Annotated in this window: 16 protein-coding genes; 1 reads left to right on the top strand and 15 read right to left on the bottom strand. The window is 63.3% G+C overall.

The genetic code is table 11. The features are described from left to right. Positions 1-10: 10 nt before the first annotated feature. The 11 genes from ASC85_RS26640 to ASC85_RS26590 all read right to left on the bottom strand — a co-directional run bounded on the left by ASC85_RS26640 (position 11) and on the right by ASC85_RS26590 (position 10892). Complete coding sequence (locus ASC85_RS26640; RefSeq protein ID WP_013694000.1) at positions 11-982, bottom strand: XdhC family protein; 972 nt, start codon at positions 980-982, stop codon at positions 11-13. Next, the gene (locus tag ASC85_RS26635) at positions 982-3297 is read right to left on the bottom strand and encodes a xanthine dehydrogenase family protein molybdopterin-binding subunit (RefSeq protein ID WP_057452020.1); all 2316 of its coding nucleotides are present in this window, start codon (positions 3295-3297) and stop codon (positions 982-984) included. Before ASC85_RS26635 ends, ASC85_RS26640 begins: the two co-directional genes overlap by 1 nt. Next, the gene (locus ASC85_RS26630; RefSeq protein ID WP_057452019.1) at positions 3294-3764 is read right to left on the bottom strand and encodes a (2Fe-2S)-binding protein; all 471 of its coding nucleotides are present in this window, start codon (positions 3762-3764) and stop codon (positions 3294-3296) included. The genes ASC85_RS26635 and ASC85_RS26630 overlap by 4 nt, the downstream gene beginning before the upstream one ends. A gap of 265 nt (positions 3765-4029) precedes the next feature. Continuing rightward, complete coding sequence (murB, locus tag ASC85_RS26625; protein ID WP_057452018.1) at positions 4030-5049, bottom strand: UDP-N-acetylmuramate dehydrogenase; 1020 nt, start codon at positions 5047-5049, stop codon at positions 4030-4032. Next, positions 5046-5510, bottom strand: a complete 465-nt coding sequence (locus ASC85_RS26620) for a low molecular weight protein-tyrosine-phosphatase (RefSeq protein WP_057452017.1) — start codon at positions 5508-5510, stop codon at positions 5046-5048. Before ASC85_RS26620 ends, murB begins: the two co-directional genes overlap by 4 nt. Further along, positions 5510-6274 (bottom strand): 3-deoxy-manno-octulosonate cytidylyltransferase, encoded by a 765-nt coding sequence (kdsB, locus tag ASC85_RS26615; protein ID WP_003204286.1) that lies wholly within the window; start codon positions 6272-6274, stop codon positions 5510-5512. The genes ASC85_RS26620 and kdsB overlap by 1 nt, the downstream gene beginning before the upstream one ends. After that, a complete protein-coding gene (locus tag ASC85_RS26610; RefSeq protein ID WP_003179363.1) occupies positions 6271-6456 on the bottom strand; it encodes a Trm112 family protein in 186 nt (61 codons plus the stop codon). Before ASC85_RS26610 ends, kdsB begins: the two co-directional genes overlap by 4 nt. 23 nt (positions 6457-6479) lie before the next feature. Next, a complete protein-coding gene (gene lpxK, locus ASC85_RS26605; protein ID WP_057452016.1) occupies positions 6480-7490 on the bottom strand; it encodes a tetraacyldisaccharide 4'-kinase in 1011 nt (336 codons plus the stop codon). Continuing rightward, positions 7490-7918: an ExbD/TolR family protein gene (locus ASC85_RS26600; RefSeq protein WP_013694002.1), complete on the bottom strand. Its 429-nt coding sequence runs from the start codon at positions 7916-7918 to the stop codon at positions 7490-7492. The genes lpxK and ASC85_RS26600 overlap by 1 nt, the downstream gene beginning before the upstream one ends. Beyond that, entirely contained in the window at positions 7915-8550 is a 636-nt protein-coding gene (locus tag ASC85_RS26595; protein WP_162254895.1) for a MotA/TolQ/ExbB proton channel family protein, read from the bottom strand. The genes ASC85_RS26600 and ASC85_RS26595 overlap by 4 nt, the downstream gene beginning before the upstream one ends. A 95-nt stretch (positions 8551-8645) precedes the next feature. Further along, positions 8646-10892, bottom strand: coding sequence for a DNA internalization-related competence protein ComEC/Rec2 (locus tag ASC85_RS26590; protein ID WP_057452015.1), 2247 nt, complete (start codon positions 10890-10892; stop codon positions 8646-8648). A gap of 144 nt (positions 10893-11036) precedes the next feature. Between ASC85_RS26590 and ASC85_RS26585 the strand changes: the two genes are divergently transcribed. Further along, complete coding sequence (locus tag ASC85_RS26585) at positions 11037-11552, top strand: DUF2062 domain-containing protein (RefSeq protein ID WP_041476071.1); 516 nt, start codon at positions 11037-11039, stop codon at positions 11550-11552. 148 nt (positions 11553-11700) lie between these two features. Here ASC85_RS26585 and ASC85_RS26580 read toward each other — a convergent pair whose 3' ends face one another. From ASC85_RS26580 to ASC85_RS26565, 4 genes are all read right to left on the bottom strand, one after another. Further along, entirely contained in the window at positions 11701-12480 is a 780-nt protein-coding gene (locus ASC85_RS26580; RefSeq protein WP_041476072.1) for an ABC transporter permease, read from the bottom strand. A 2-nt stretch (positions 12481-12482) separates the two neighbouring features. Beyond that, a complete protein-coding gene (locus ASC85_RS26575) occupies positions 12483-13415 on the bottom strand; it encodes an ABC transporter ATP-binding protein (RefSeq protein WP_057452014.1) in 933 nt (310 codons plus the stop codon). A 136-nt stretch (positions 13416-13551) separates the two neighbouring features. Next, entirely contained in the window at positions 13552-14175 is a 624-nt protein-coding gene (locus ASC85_RS26570; RefSeq protein ID WP_057452108.1) for a glutathione S-transferase family protein, read from the bottom strand. A gap of 44 nt (positions 14176-14219) precedes the next feature. Next, a complete protein-coding gene (locus ASC85_RS26565) occupies positions 14220-14879 on the bottom strand; it encodes a transglutaminase-like domain-containing protein (protein ID WP_057452013.1) in 660 nt (219 codons plus the stop codon). Positions 14880-14926: the final 47 nt, after the last annotated feature.

Below are 14926 nucleotides of genomic sequence, written 5' to 3'. Positions count from 1 at the left end.
TGCCCACGGCTTACAGCGGCTTTTTCTGCCGCAGTTCAACGCCATTCTTGATGGCCACGATTTCGGCCAGCAGCGACAAGGCGATTTCCGCCGGGGTGTGGCTGCCGATGTGCAAGCCGATGGGTCCATGCAAACGTTCAATGGCCTCTGCTGACAAGCCTAGCTGAGCCAGGTTATCCCGGCGCTTCTGGCTGTTGACTCGCGAGCCCAGGGCGCCGACATAAAAAGCCTTGGAGTCCAGGGCCGTAAGCAGCGCCATGTCGTCCAGGCGTGGGTCATGGGTCAAGGCCACAATGGCGGTGCGCTCGTCGGTCTGGATGCTCAACACCGCTTCGTCGGGCATTCCCGAGACGAAGCGGCCATGCTGCTCTTCCCAACCGTAGACAAACTCCTTGCGCGGATCGCAAATCAGCACTTCAAAGTCCAGCAGCCGGGCCATTTCCGCCACGTAGCGCGACAGTTGCCCTGCGCCAATCAGCAGCAGCCGCCAACGCGGACCGTATATGGCCCGCAGGACCTGCCCATCGAACACCAGGGCGTCGGTCTTGCTGGCCGGGGTCAGGACCACGTTGCCGCTGGCGACTGTCAGCTCACGGGCGACAATCTCATGGGCTTCGCAACGTTCCAGCAACTGCGCGACCCAGTGTGGATCGCCCACCCGCTCTTCGGTCAGGCGCAGGGTGCCACCGCACGGCAGGCCGAAGCGCGCCGCTTCTTCGCGGGTGACGCCATAGGTGATCAGTTGCACCGGCGGACCGTCCGCCGGAATGCGACCGTCGTGCAGCCGGGCGATCAGGTCATCCTCGACACAACCGCCCGACACCGAACCAATCACCACGCCATCTTCGCGCAGGGCCAGCATCGCCCCCGGCGGTCTTGGCGCGGTGCCCCAGGTCTGGACCACGGTGAACAACACCACCCGCTGCCCGGCGCGACGCCACTCAAGCACACTGCGCAGGACATTCAGATCAACGCTGTCCATCAGGCCTTCGCCTGCTGCCAGCCTTGCAGCTGATAGCGCACGGGCAGGCTACGAATACGCTTGCCGGTGGCAGCGAAAATCGCGTTGCACAGCGCTGGCGCAATCGGCGGCACGCCCGGCTCGCCGACACCGCCCAACGGCACCTCGCCCGGCGGCGTGACCAGATGCACCGCCACTTCCTTGGGTGCCAGGGACATGCGCGCCACTTCGTACATATGGAAATTGTCCTGCTGCACCTTGCCGTCCTTGAAGCTGATTTCCCCCACCATGGCATTGCCCAGGCCCATGACGCAGGCGCCCTCGAACTGGGAACGGATGCGCTCGGGGTTGATCTGCGGACCGCAATCCACGGCGATGTCCGCCTTGTGCACGATCACCGTGCCATCGTCCTTGACCTCCACCTCGATCACCGCCGCCACGTAAGTGACGAAACTGTAATGCACCGCCAACCCCAGGCCACGGCCCTTGGGCAGCTCCCGGCCCCAACCGGCGGCCTTCGCAGCGGTTTCCAGCACCGTGCGAATCCGCGCCGTATCAATCGGATAACGCTCGGGGGATTCGCCATAGTTCCATTCTTCGCTCAAGGTACGCGGATCGATCTTACGGTCCGGCCCGAGCAATTTGACCTGGTACTTCAGCGGATCCTGGCCGGCCTTGTGGGCCAATTCGTCGATGAAACTCTGGATCGCGAAACCATGGGGGATGTTCGACACCGAACGGTACCAGCCCACCCGGGTGTGAGCCGTGGCTTCGGGGTTCTCCAGGCGCAGGTTCGGGATGGCGTAGGCCATGTTGGTCACGCCCATGCCTATTTCGAACGGCGCCTCGTGGGTCATGCCCGGCGCAAACAGTGCGGTGATGCTCGGGGCCACGGTGCGGTGCAACCAGCCGGACGGCATGCCGTCCTGGTTCAGGCCGGCCTTGAGGTATTCGGCCGACACGGTGTGGAAATACGAATGATGGATATCGTCCTCGCGGGTCCATTGCACCCGTATCGGCTGGCCTGGAAACTCCTTGGCAAGCACCGCTGCTTCGACGACGAAATCGGGTTTGGACTTGCGCCCGAAACCACCACCGAGCAACGTGATGTTCACCGTGACCTTCTCGAAAGGGATGCCCAGGCGCTCAGCGACACGTTCACGGGTCACCTGCGGCGCCTGGCTCGGTGCCCAGGCTTCGCACTGGCCATCCTTGAAACGGGCAACGGCAACCATCGGCTCCATCGGTGATTGAGACAGGTGAGGCAGGTAATACGCAGCTTCCAGGGTCGAGTCGGCCTTGGCCAGCGCATCGTCGAGGTCGCCGCTGCTGCGCACGACTTTTCCGGGCTTGAGGGCCGCCGCTTCCAGCTCCTTGCGGTAGGCAATGGAGTCATAACCGGCATTCGGGCCATCGTCCCACTGGATTTTCAACGCTTCGCGGCCCTTGATCGCCGCCCAGGTGTTCTTCGCCACCACCGCCACGCCGCCCAACGGCTGGAATTCCGAGGGCAGCGGGCGCCCTTCGATCTGCACCACCTTGACCACGCCAGGCACTTTCAGCGCCGCGCTGCTGTCCACGCTCTTGACCTTGCCACCATAGACCGGCGGACGCGCGATGACGGCATAGAGCATGCCGTCGAAATGCACATCGGCGCCAAACACGGCACGACCATTGACGATGTCCGCGCCATCGATGGCCCGGCTCGCCTCCTTGCCGATGTAGCGGAACTCCGATGGCTGCTTGAGGCGCAGGCTGTCACGCCCCGGCACCGCCAGGGCACTGGCGGCAGCGGCCAATTCGCCATAACCCAGTTCACGCCCCGAAGGCTGGTGCAGCACTTTGTGCAGTTGGGCATGGCATTCACCCACCGGTACCTTCCACTGCGCGGCGGCGGCCTGTTCCAGCATGGTCCGGGCGGCGGCCCCGCAACGGCGCATCGGCTCGTACCAATGACGCATGCTGCGTGAACCGTCGGTGTCCTGGTTGCCGAAGCGCGCCTCATCGGCCGGCGCCTGTTGCACCTTCACACGCGCCCAGTCGGCCTCCAGCTCATCGGCCACGACCATGCTCAGGCTGGTGCGCACACCCTGGCCCATTTCCGAACGGTTGCAGATCACAGTCACGCTGCCATCAGCGGCAATGCTGACGTACACCTTCGGGTCGTCGACCGCCCCATGGGGCATGCCCTCGGCGCCGAATTTCTTTTCCTCGGCAAAGGCCTCCGGCAGGCCCCAGGTGGCCGCCAGCACCAGTACACCGGTGGCGCTCGCGCCTTTGAGGAAGCCGCGACGGCTGAGGTTGCTCAGGACAAAATCATCGGGCAAGCGGCTCATGCCTTGGCCTCCTTCAGGTGGGTAGAGGCCTGGCGGATCGCGGTCTTGATCCGGTTGTAGGTGCCACAGCGGCAGAGGTTGCCGACCATGGCTGCTTCGATCTGCTCATCGCTCGGGTTGGGGTTGGTCTTGAGCAAAGCGGTGGCGGACATGATCTGCCCGCCCTGGCAGTAACCGCACTGGGCGACGGCGGTCTCGAGCCAGGCCTTCTGGACGACCTGCCCGACCGGGTCAGTGTGCAGCCCGTCGATGGTGCTGATGTTCTGCCCCTTCACCGAGCCGATGGGTGTGATGCAACTGCGCGCCGGGGCGCCGTCGATGTGGATGGTGCAGGCGCCGCACAGGCCCATGCCGCAGCCGAATTTGGTGCCGTTGTAACCGGCCACATCCCGGATAGCCCACAGCAGCGGCATGTCCTCGGTCACATCCAGTTGATGGTCTTTTCCATTGAGTTTCAGGGTAATCATGGGCACGCCCGCATAGTTATCGAGTTATGGGGTCGAGCAATCTGCCGTTTGGGTGACGGTTCGGTTGTCGCAGACTGGCTCAGGCTGATCGGGCTCTCTTATGCCGACGCACGCAGGCGTCTGCTTCGGGCCTTTAGGATGCGATGGTCGCATCGTTAGGGAGCTAAATTAACCCAGGATCACGCAAAACGCCCTGCACAATCCTGCACAAATGCTTGTGTGCAGGGTGTGCAGGGCGTTTTTCAGGCGCTTGCGTAAAAGTCGCTCAGTACCGATTAGGTTCCATTTCCAGCTCGACCTGGAAACGTTCAGCAATGTCTTTCTGGATGCGCAGGGCCAGGTCCAGCAGTTGCGGGCCCGTGGCGTTGCCGTAGTTGACCAGCACCAACGCCTGCAACTTGTGCACCCCGGCATCGCCCTCGCGAAAGCCCTTCCAGCCGGCCCGTTCGATCAGCCAGCCGGCAGCGATTTTCATCTGCCCTTCAGACTGTGGATAAGCCACCAGGTCAGGGTATTGCAGTTTTAAGTGCGCCACATGCGTGGCCGGCACCAGCGGGTTCTTGAAGAAGCTGCCGGCATTGCCCAACACGGCCGGGTCCGGGAGTTTTTCGCTGCGGATACTGCAGATGGCCCGGCTCACATCGGTGGGTGTTGCCTGCTCGATGCCCTGCTCGGTCAATCGCTGACGCACCGGGCCGTATTCCAGATGCAAGTGCGCGGCGCGGCTGAGGGCAAAACGCACCCGCAGGATCAACCAGCGACCCGCTTGCTGTTTGAACAGGCTGTCACGATAAGCGAACCGACAGTCTTCAAGGCCGAAATCGCGCAGCTCGCCAGTCTGACGATCGAGCGCGGTGAGGCCGGCGAAGACATCCTTGATCTCCACGCCGTAGGCGCCGATGTTTTGCATCGGTGCCGCGCCCACGGTGCCGGGGATCAGGCTGAGGTTTTCCAATCCCGCCCAACCTTGCGCCAGGGTGTGCTGGACGAAAGGATGCCACGGCTCCCCTGCTTCGGCTTCGACCACCACCCTTTCGCCGTCATCGCTGAGCAGGCGAATGCCGTGGCTGGCCATGCGCAGCACCAATGCATCGATGTCGCCGGTCAGCAGCAGGTTGCTGCCGCCGCCGATGACCAGCAATGGCACGGCTTGCTCGGTGGCATAAGCCAACGCCTGGCGAACATCGTCATCGCTGTGGGCTTCGGCGAACAACCGGGCAGTGACGTCCACGCCGAAACTGTTGAAGGGCTTGAGGCTGACGCCCGCCCGAACCTGCAAGGTCATAACCGCCCCTTCAATTCGATCACCAGGCGATCGGTAGCGCGTTCGATCAGGTCCAGCACTTGTTCGAAGCCTTGTTCGCCGTCGTAGTACGGGTCCGGCACCTCGTCGAGCTCGGCTTCGTAGCGCCGCAGGAACAGGTCCAGCTCGGCCCTGCCATTGGCCGGTTGCAGGGCCTTGAGGTTGCGCAGGTTGCTGCTGTCCATCGCCAGGATCAGGTCATAGGCGGCGAAGTCGGCGCGGGTCACCTGTTGCGCGCGTTGGGCCGACAAGTCGTAGCCACGCTTCAGGGCCGCCGCCTGACTGCGCTTGTCCGGGGCCTTGCCGACGTGCCAGTCACCGGTGCCGGCGGAAGCGACTTCCACCTGCCCGGCCAGCCCGGCCTCACGCAACTTGTGGCGCAGGATGCCTTCGGCGGTGGGCGAGCGGCAGATATTGCCAAGACAGACGAACAGGACCCGCATCAAGCCTCCAGCAGGCGACGAACGCGCTCGAGGTCTTCGGCGGTGTCGACACCGGTCGGTGGGGCGATCAGCGCATCGGCGACGTGGATTCGCACGCCGTGCCACAGGGCACGCAGCTGTTCCAGGGATTCAGTGTTTTCCAGCCAGCATGGGCCCCAGGCGACGAAGTCCTGGAGAAAGCCGGCGCGGTAGGCATAGATGCCGATGTGGCGGCGGTATGGCACACCTTCCGGCATCACGTCACGGCTTTGGGCGAATGCGTCCCGCGCCCAGGGCAACGTCGCGCGGCTGAAGGTCAACGCCAGGCCATTGAGGTCACTGACCACCTTGACCACATTGGGGTTGAACAGGGTCTGCACATCCTCGATCGGCTCGGCCAGGGTGGCCATGCGCGCCTCGGTGTGGGCCGCGAGGTTGGCGGCGACCTGATCGATCACGCTCGGCGGGATCAACGGTTCGTCACCTTGCACATTGACCACGATAGCGTCGGCGGCAAGACCGAGTTTCGCCGCGACCTCCGCCAGGCGGTCAGTGCCGGAATTATGGTCTTCGCGGGTCAGCACGACCTCGGCGCCAAAGCCTTTGCAGGCCTCTACGATGCGCGCATCGTCAGTCGCCACCACCACACGCTGGGCGCTGCTTTTGCAGGCCTGCTCCCAGACATGCTGGATCATCGGCTTGCCGGCAATCGACAGCAACGGCTTGCCGGGCAGGCGCGTCGAAGCGAAACGCGACGGAATGACAACGGTAAAGGCTGCAGTCATTTATCCAGGCGCTCGTCGGTGGTCAGGGTGCGGGCTTCGCTTTCGAGCATCACCGGGATGCCGTCGCGAATCGGGTAGGCCAGGCCGGCGCCCTTGCTGATCAGTTCGGTCTTGTCGGCGCTGAGCTTGAGCGGGCCTTTGCAGACCGGGCAGGCCAGAATGTCGAGCAGTTTGGTGTCCATGGAATTCCCCTGGATAAAAGGTTTTAAGGCAAAAGCCGATCCGGCAACAGGCGCATCAACTGCGTATCGAACCAGGCCGCGAAGGCCGGCGACGGCGCGGCGTCTACCGCCAGGTACCACCAGTCGGGTGCGGCGAAGGCACGGCATTTGACTGCGTCCTTTTCCGTCATGACCACCGGCAGCGATGGCGTGAAACTCAAGGCCTGGACGCTGTATTCGGCGTGGTCGGCAAACCCATGCGGTATTGGCCGCCAGTGTAGCGTTTCGAGGGTCTTGAAGAAACGTTGGGGATTGCCGATGCCGGCCACGGCATGCAGGGCCTGGCCGGGTGGAAAATGGGCAAGGGAGCACCGCTCGCCGCTGGCCAGGTTTACCAGCGCGGTGGGGCGCAATTGGAAGGCGAAACCGTCTTCGCGGTCGGCACTGGCGCCGTTGTACAGCACGGCGTCGACCGATTGCAGGCGCTCGACCGGCTCGCGCAACGGCCCGGCAGGCAGGCAACGGCGGTTGCCCAGGCCGCGGGCGTTGTCGATCAACACCAGCTCGAGGTCGCGGGCCATCCGATAATGCTGCATGCCGTCGTCGGACAGGATCAGGTCCAGCGGTTCGGCCTCCAGCAGCGCCTGGATCGCGCGACTGCGATCGGGGTCGATCATCAACGGCACACCGGTGCGCTGGACGATCAACAGCGGCTCATCACCCGCGACGTCGGCGCCCTGCTCGGCCGCGACGCGCCAGGGCAGTTGCGGCGGCTTGGCGCCGTAACCCCGACTGACCACGCCGACCCGCAGGCCACTGCGCTGGCAGTGCTGGATCATCCACAGGATCAACGGCGTCTTGCCGGTGCCGCCAACGGTGATATTGCCCACCACGACCAACGGCACGGGGGGCTGGTAGATCTGGCCTTCACCCGCCAGGAAACGCTCGCGCTTGCCCACCACCACCCGTCGGTACAACCACTCCAGCGGCCGTAGCAGGGTCAGGGCCGGGTGACCTTCGTACCACGCGGCAAGCAATCGATCGGACATGGCCATCAGGGTGCGGGGGCCGCCTCGACCGTGGTCATGCGCAGATGGCTGAAACCGAGTTTGCCGGCCGCGTCCATGGCGGTGATCACCGATTGATGAGGGGTCTTGCCATCGGCGCTGATGGACAGCGGAAGGTTGGTGTCGCCGCCAGACTCTTTCTGCAGGGCCTCGATCAGGCTCGCCAGGTCGCTCTTGGGCAGCAATTGGTTGTTCACCGAAAACGCCCCTTCGGCGCTGATGGTGATTTCCAGGTTCTTCAGTTGCTGGTCTTCGGCCGGCGAGCCGCTGACGGCCTGCGGCAATTCAACCTTGAGCTGGGTTTCCCGGGTGAAGGTGGTGGTCACGACGAAAAACAGCAGCAGGATGAACACCACGTCGATCAGCGACGCGAGGTTGATCTCGATGTTTTCCCGTGGCTTGCGGCGGAATTTCACTTCTTGCCCCCAGCCAGGTCCACGTCACGGTCCCCCTGCACCACCTCGACCAGCTTGATCGCTTCCTGCTCCATGCCGACCACCAATTCGTCGACGCGGCGTTGCAGGAACCGATGGAAGAACACGGCCGGAATACCCACCATCAGGCCGGCGGCGGTGGTGATCAAGGCTTTGGAAATGCCCCCCGCCAGTACCGCGGCGTTGGTGGTCATGCCGGAGCCGGTAAACGCACTGAAGATGTCGATCATGCCCAGCACCGTACCCAGCAGGCCCAACAGTGGGGACATGGCGGCGATGGTCCCGAGGGTGCTGATATAGCGTTCCAGTTCATGGATGACCCGGGCGGCGGCTTCCTCGATGCACTCCTTCATGATCTCGCGACCATGCTTGGAGTTCGCCAGGCCGGCGGCGAGGACTTCCCCCAGCGGTGAACTGGCACGCAGCTCCTTGAGCTTGTCCTTGTTCAGCTGCTTGTCCTTGATCCAGACCCAGACCTGTCCGAGCAGATGCTCCGGGGTCACGCGGCTGGCCCGCAGGGTCCACAGACGTTCGGCAACGATACCCAGTGCCGCGATGGAACTCAGAATGATCGGCAACATCATCCAGCCGCCGGATTTGACCAATTCCCACACAGTGACTGCCCCCTCGAAAAAGTGCGCCACTTTATCACACAGACTCGCCTTGCAGACCCGCCCCACCGATAAGCGCATCACCCGGTTGCGCTGGATCAATATTGCCCCGGTGGCCCGACGGCTGGCGGATCGCGCCAGTAGCGGCGGCGCCCGGCCTCGGTGCGCGGCCCCTCGAAAGCACCCAGTTGCAGACGAATGGCGCCCTGCTCGGCGCTGTCGTAGACCGCCAGGCCCGAGCGTCGATACCGGGCCATCACCTGGGGATGAGGGTGGCCGAACGCGTTGCCCTGCCCCCGGGAGATCAATACCGAATGCGGCATGAGACGTGACAGCAACGCCATCGACGACGAACTGCGGCTGCCGTGATGCGGCGCGGCCAGCCACTGGATCGGCGCCGCCAGGGACTCGTCGAGCAAGGCCCGTTCGGCAGGGGTGTCGATATCGCCGGTCAGCAGCAGGCGTTCGCCGCCGGCCTCCACCCGCAGGACGCAGGACTTCTGGTTGCTTTCAACGGCAGAGGCCCACCGCCACAGCTCGAACCTGACCCCGTCCCATTCCCAACGCCTACCGCTTTCACAAGGGCCGGCCAGCAGCTCGGCGGGCAGCGCGTCGGAATCGCCGCTGATCACTTCCCGCGTCGGCAGCCCATTGCGCACGGCGCGGGCACCGCCAGCGTGATCGGCGTCGGCATGGCTGAGCAGCATCAGGTCCAAGCCGCGCACACCCAGTTTGCGCAAGGTCGGCAGGACGACCCGTTCGCCCGCGTCAGCCTCGCCAAAGCGCGGCCCGGCATCGTAAAGCAGGCTGTGATGCTGGGTCCGCACCAGCACCGCCAGCCCTTGGCCCACGTCCAATTGCCAGATCTCGGCTTGCCCTTGGGGCAGGTGTTCTTGCGGAGGAAAAACCATCAGCAACATCATCGGCCACCCCAGCACACGCAGCGGCACACCTTTGGGCAACAGCAGCAAAAAAGCACCGACGGCGGCGATACCCAAGGCCCACGGCGGGACTGCGGCAGGGACCCAGGCCGGCATTCGTCCGGCAACCAGCGTCAGCCCCTTGAACAGCAGATCGAGCAGCCCGCCGGCGATCCACAGCAGGCCTTCGCCCATGAGCGGCACCGGCAACAACGCCGTGCCGAGCAACGCTGGCGGCAAGACCAACAGGCTGATCCAAGGCACCGCGAGCAGGTTCACCAGCGGCCCGCTGAGGCTGACCGGCAAGCCCACGATCAACAGCAACGGACACAGGCCGAGCGCAACCAGCCACTGGGCACGGGTCCAGGTTTGCCACCAGCGCCACGGCCCCAGGCGAGCGCCAAAGGTGAACATCAAGATGGCCACGGCTGCAAACGACAACCAGAACCCCGGCCGCAAGCTGGCAAGCGGGTCGAACACCAGCACCCCGACGAAGGCCAGCAGCCAGGCCCACCACGGATCTGGCTGTTTGAAACGCAAGCGCCACAGCAACACCAGGCCGATCATTGCGCAGGCCCGCCGCACCGGCACCTCGAAGCCGGCGAGCAGGCCGTAGCCCAGGGCGGCACAGAAGGCCAGCCCACAGGCCCACGGCAACCAGGCCAGCCCCTCCGGCCACAGGCCATAACGCGCCGCACCGGCCACCAACAAGTACACCAGGCCGGCGAGCAGGCCGATGTGTTGCCCGGAGATCACCAGCAAATGGACGGTGCCGGTGTCTTGCAGCACCTGCCAATCCTCGCGACTCAGCCCGCCGCCGTCGCCCAGGACCAACGCCGCCAGCGCTCCGGAGCGGCCGTGGGCATCGACCTGTGCCAGCGCCTGGCGCACCTCGTCGCGCCAGGCCCCCCGGGCCGCTTGCAGGAGATGGCCATCCTTGATCGTGCCGGTCGCGCCGATACCGCGGCTCAGCAACCAGGCGGCATAGTCGAAGCCGTGCGGGTTCCGCAGCCCGCTGGGCCGCTTGAGCTTCACCGCCAATCGCCATCGTTCGCCGCTGTTGACCGGCGGACCACCAAACCAGGCGAGACGCATCGCCGTCGGTAGGCGGGTACGGCGTGAATGGACATCGGCCAGTTCGAAGCGCACCACGCCTTCGCCCTGTTGCGGCAAACCGACCACGCGACCCTCGACCCAGCGGGTTTCGCCGTCAAGCGCGATGGGTAACCGGTCGTCCAACGCAAACTGCGCCGACAGGCAGGCCCAGGCCAGCCCGAACAGGAAAAAACCCAGAGGGTAGGTTCGAAACGGCAACGCCATCAGCGCGAGCATCGGCATGGCTGCAATCAGCCACAACGACGGCAGTGCCGGCAAAAAAATCGGGGCCAACAGCCCCAGTGCAAGCGCGACTAATCCTGTGCGCATGACCCGTCCTTGAGAGTGCCCTCTTCAGGCATAGACGGTCCGCGGCACCGCTGGCGTTATCAATTGTCACAAAGTCTGAATCTGTCAGCCGTAGAATCCAGACATACTTGCGGCCTTACTGCGTTGAACCGACCGAGAAGCCTTATGCCCCGGCGCCTATTCAAACGTTACATGCCAGACCCAGAGAGCATTCGGGAACATAAATCCTTACGTTTTCTCGGTACCCTGCTGCACGATCCCAACCTTTGGCACCTCAATCGGCACTCTGTGGCCCGGGCGATGGCTGTTGGCCTGTTTGCCGCATTCTTGCCGATCCCGTTGCAAATGTTGCTGGCCGCCGCATTGGCCGTCACGGTGCGCGGCAACATGCCGATCGCGGTGAGCCTGGTGTGGCTGACCAACCCGATCACCATGCCGGCGGTGTTCTTCTGCACTTACCAGACCGGCGCCTGGCTGATGGACGTGCCCGCCCGGACGCTGCCCGAAGAGCTGACCTGGGAATGGATCAGCGGCCAGTTGTCCACTTTGTGGCAGCCGTTCCTGCTCGGCTCGGTGGTGACCGGCCTGGTACTCGGCGCCCTCGCCTACTTCGTCACCATGAGTTACTGGCGCTGGTGGGTGGCCCGACAGTGGAAGCGGCGCAAGAAAAGCCGGATGTGAAATGCAAAAAGGCCTCCTGGGATGGAGGCCCTTTTTTTGGAGTTCGGACTGACGCCATCGCGAGCAGGCTCGCTCCCACAAGGGAATGCACTCAATGTGGGAGCGAGCCTGCTCGCGATAGCGATATATCAGTCAACACACTGCTGGATCAGGTACGCATCCCGCGCCCGCTGACCAGCAACCGCGCACAACCGAGGTAAAGCACCACGGTCGCCACCAGCATGAAGGTAATGGCGATGCTGATCTTGATGTCCGACACCCCGAGGATGCCGTAGCGAAAGGCGTTGACCATGTGCAGCACCGGGTTGGCCAGGGACACGGTCTGCCAGAACGGCGGCAGCAGGGAAATCGAGTAGAACACCCCGCCCAGGTAGGTCAGCGGCGTGAGCACGAACGTCGGGATGATGGAGATGTCATCGAAGTTGCGCGCAAACACGGCATTGATGAAACCCAGCAGCGAAAAGATCGTGGCCGTGAGCACCACCACCAATACCGTCACCCCCAGGTGATGCACCTGCAAATCGGTGAAGAACAACGACAGCAGGGTCACGATCAGGCCCACCGCCAGGCCGCGCAACACGCCACCCAGGGTGTAGCCAATGAGGATCGTATGGGGCGATACCGGCGAGACCATCAGTTCTTCGATCGAACGCTGGAACTTGCTGCCGAAGAAACTCGACACCACGTTGCCATAGGAGTTGGTGATCACCGACATCATGATCAGCCCCGGCACGATGTAGTCCATGTACGTGAAGCCGCCCATGTCGCCGATCTGCCGGCCGATCAGGTTACCGAAGATCACGAAGTACAAGACCATGGTGATGGCCGGCGGCAGCAGCGTCTGCGGCCAGATCCGCATGAAACGCCGAACCTCACGGTAAACGATGGTATTGAGGGCGATGAGGTTGGGGCGCAGTTCGGAACTCATGCTCATACCGCCACCTTCGCCAGATTTTTCTCCACCAGGGACACGAACAACTCCTCGAGGCGATTGGTTTTGTTGCGCAGGCTCTGCACTTCAATGTTTTGCAGGGCCAGTTGGGCGAACAACCCGGTGATACCCACGGCTTTGTCCACCTGGACTTCCAGGGTGTGGCTGTCCACCAGGCGGGCCGGATAGCCAATGAGCTGAGGGGCCAACTGCAGATCATTTTTCAGGTCCAGCAGGAAGGTTTCCACATGCAATTGGCTGAGCAACTGACGCATGCTGGTGTTCTCGACGATGGTGCCGTGGTCGATGATGCCGATGTTGCGGCACAACTGCTCAGCCTCTTCCAGATAGTGGGTGGTGAGGATGATGGTGATGCCTTTCTGGTTCAGCTCGGTGAGGAAGCTCCACATCGAACGACGCAGTTCGATGTCCACGCCGGCAGTCGGTTCGTCGAGGATCAACAGGCGCGGCTCATGCACCAGCGCGCGGGCAATCATCAGGCGCCGCTTCATGCCGCCGGACAATGAACGGGACGGCACGTCGCGCTTGTCCCACAGGCCCAGTTGGGTCAGGTACTGCTCGGCGCGCTCGTTGGCGATCTTCGGCGGGATGCCGTAGTAACCGGCCTGGGTCACGACGATGTCGAACGTCTTCTCGAACTGGTTGAAGTTGAATTCCTGGGGCACCACGCCAATGCAGCGCTTGAGGGCGGCGGGCTCGCGGTCCAGGTCATGACCAAAGACGCTCACCGTGCCGCTGGTCTTGTTCACCAACGTGGAAAGAATGCCGATGGTGGTGGATTTGCCGGCACCGTTGGGGCCGAGCAAAGCGAAAAAGTCACCTTCGGCGACGTCCAGATCGATACCACTCAAGGCCTGGAAACCGTTGCCGTAGGTTTTGGTTAGCTGCCGGATGGACAGAGCGGAACTCATATCGGATTACGCACCAAGAAGGGAGGGAGGAAAAGAATAGATAAGGGCGGGCGGCGAGCAATACAACCACGGCGCACGAAGGCAATGGTGCTTGGCGTCGCCGCACAAGTACAGTCAAGTGTGTCGATAGTAAGTATTAAGTCAACGCGGTCATGACAGCCTTGCGGTAGGCCGCACGCTCCTGCAACCGCGCGTACCAGGCCCGCACGCCAGGTAGCTCGGCACGCTGGATGGGCATCTCGAACCAGGCATAAATGAAACTGCCCAGGGGAATGTCGCCCATGCCGATTTCAGCACCCGACAGGTAGGGCTGCTCACTCAGGGTCTGCTCGACCATCGCCAGCAAGTCGTCGCACTCTTTGATCGCCGCGTTGATGGCCGCCCAGTCCTGTTGCTCGGCCGGGGTGCGCAAGACGCCCCAGAACACCGTGCGAAACGGTGCGGCAAAGCTGGAGGTGGTCCAGTCCATCCATTTTTCAGCCTGGGCCCGTGCCTGTATGTCTGCGGGATACCAGGTCGAACCCGACGCATGGCGAGCAGCCAGGTAACGCACGATGGTGTTGGATTCCCAGAGCACGAAGCCGTCGTCTTCGATCATCGGCACCCGACCATTGGGGTTTTTCGCACGGTACTCGGGCGTGTCCACCACACCGAATGCCCCGCCCGCATCAATGGCCTCGTAGGCCAGCCCCAACTCTTCGGCGCACCACAACGCCTTGCGCACATTCGATGAATTTTTCCGGCCCCATATTTTCAGCATCACGGCGTCCTCGATGGATAAATGCCGCAGCAGCATACGCCGGATCAGGTACGACTCAAATCGCCCTGCATGTCGCCGAGCAAGAGTGGCACCTGCTCGCCGAACAGGTGCGGGTAGCATTTTTCCAGGTGTTCGAAGAAGAACGCTTCGGGCACATCGGCGAACTGGCCGTGGTCGGTGACATATTCCATCAGCTTCGCCCCTTGCCGATTGAACGGGTGGAAAACGCTGTCGTGGCGACCGTCGAATTCCAGCGGGGCCACGTCGAACAATTCGCACAGCCCCTGGTTGAATGCCGGCGTGGCCTTGACCCAGCGGTCGTTCAGGTACAGCTCGGTATAACCGTGCATGGCGAACACGTCGCTCCTGAGCAATTCCAGCAAGCGCGGTGTGGACAAGTGATTGCGGACATCCGCCAGGCCAATGCGCGCCGGGATACCGCAATGCCGGGCGCAGCCGGCCAGCAAGGTGGCCTTGGGCACGCAATAGCTTTCGCCCGCAGCCAGCGCGTAACTGCCGCGCAGGGTCGCCGGGTCGCGACTGAAGGTGTAGGGGTTGTAGCGCACCGCCTCGCGCACGGCGTAATACAGGTTGACCACTTGGGCCAGCGGGTCGCGTTCGGCACCGCGGTGAGTTTCGGTGAAGTCGACGACTGCGGGGTGATCGCTGTCGATGAAGGGGCCGGGGTTCAGGTATTGCTGCATAAAAGGAATACCTCTCAAAAAACATCACCGCCTGTAGGAGCTGTGTA

It is taken from the genome of Pseudomonas sp. Root401 (genome assembly GCF_001425105.1).
GTDB classification, from domain to species: domain Bacteria; phylum Pseudomonadota; class Gammaproteobacteria; order Pseudomonadales; family Pseudomonadaceae; genus Aquipseudomonas; species Aquipseudomonas brassicacearum.
The sequence above is the reverse complement of the archived record's forward strand: the minus strand, read 5'-3'. Positions and strand labels throughout refer to the sequence as shown.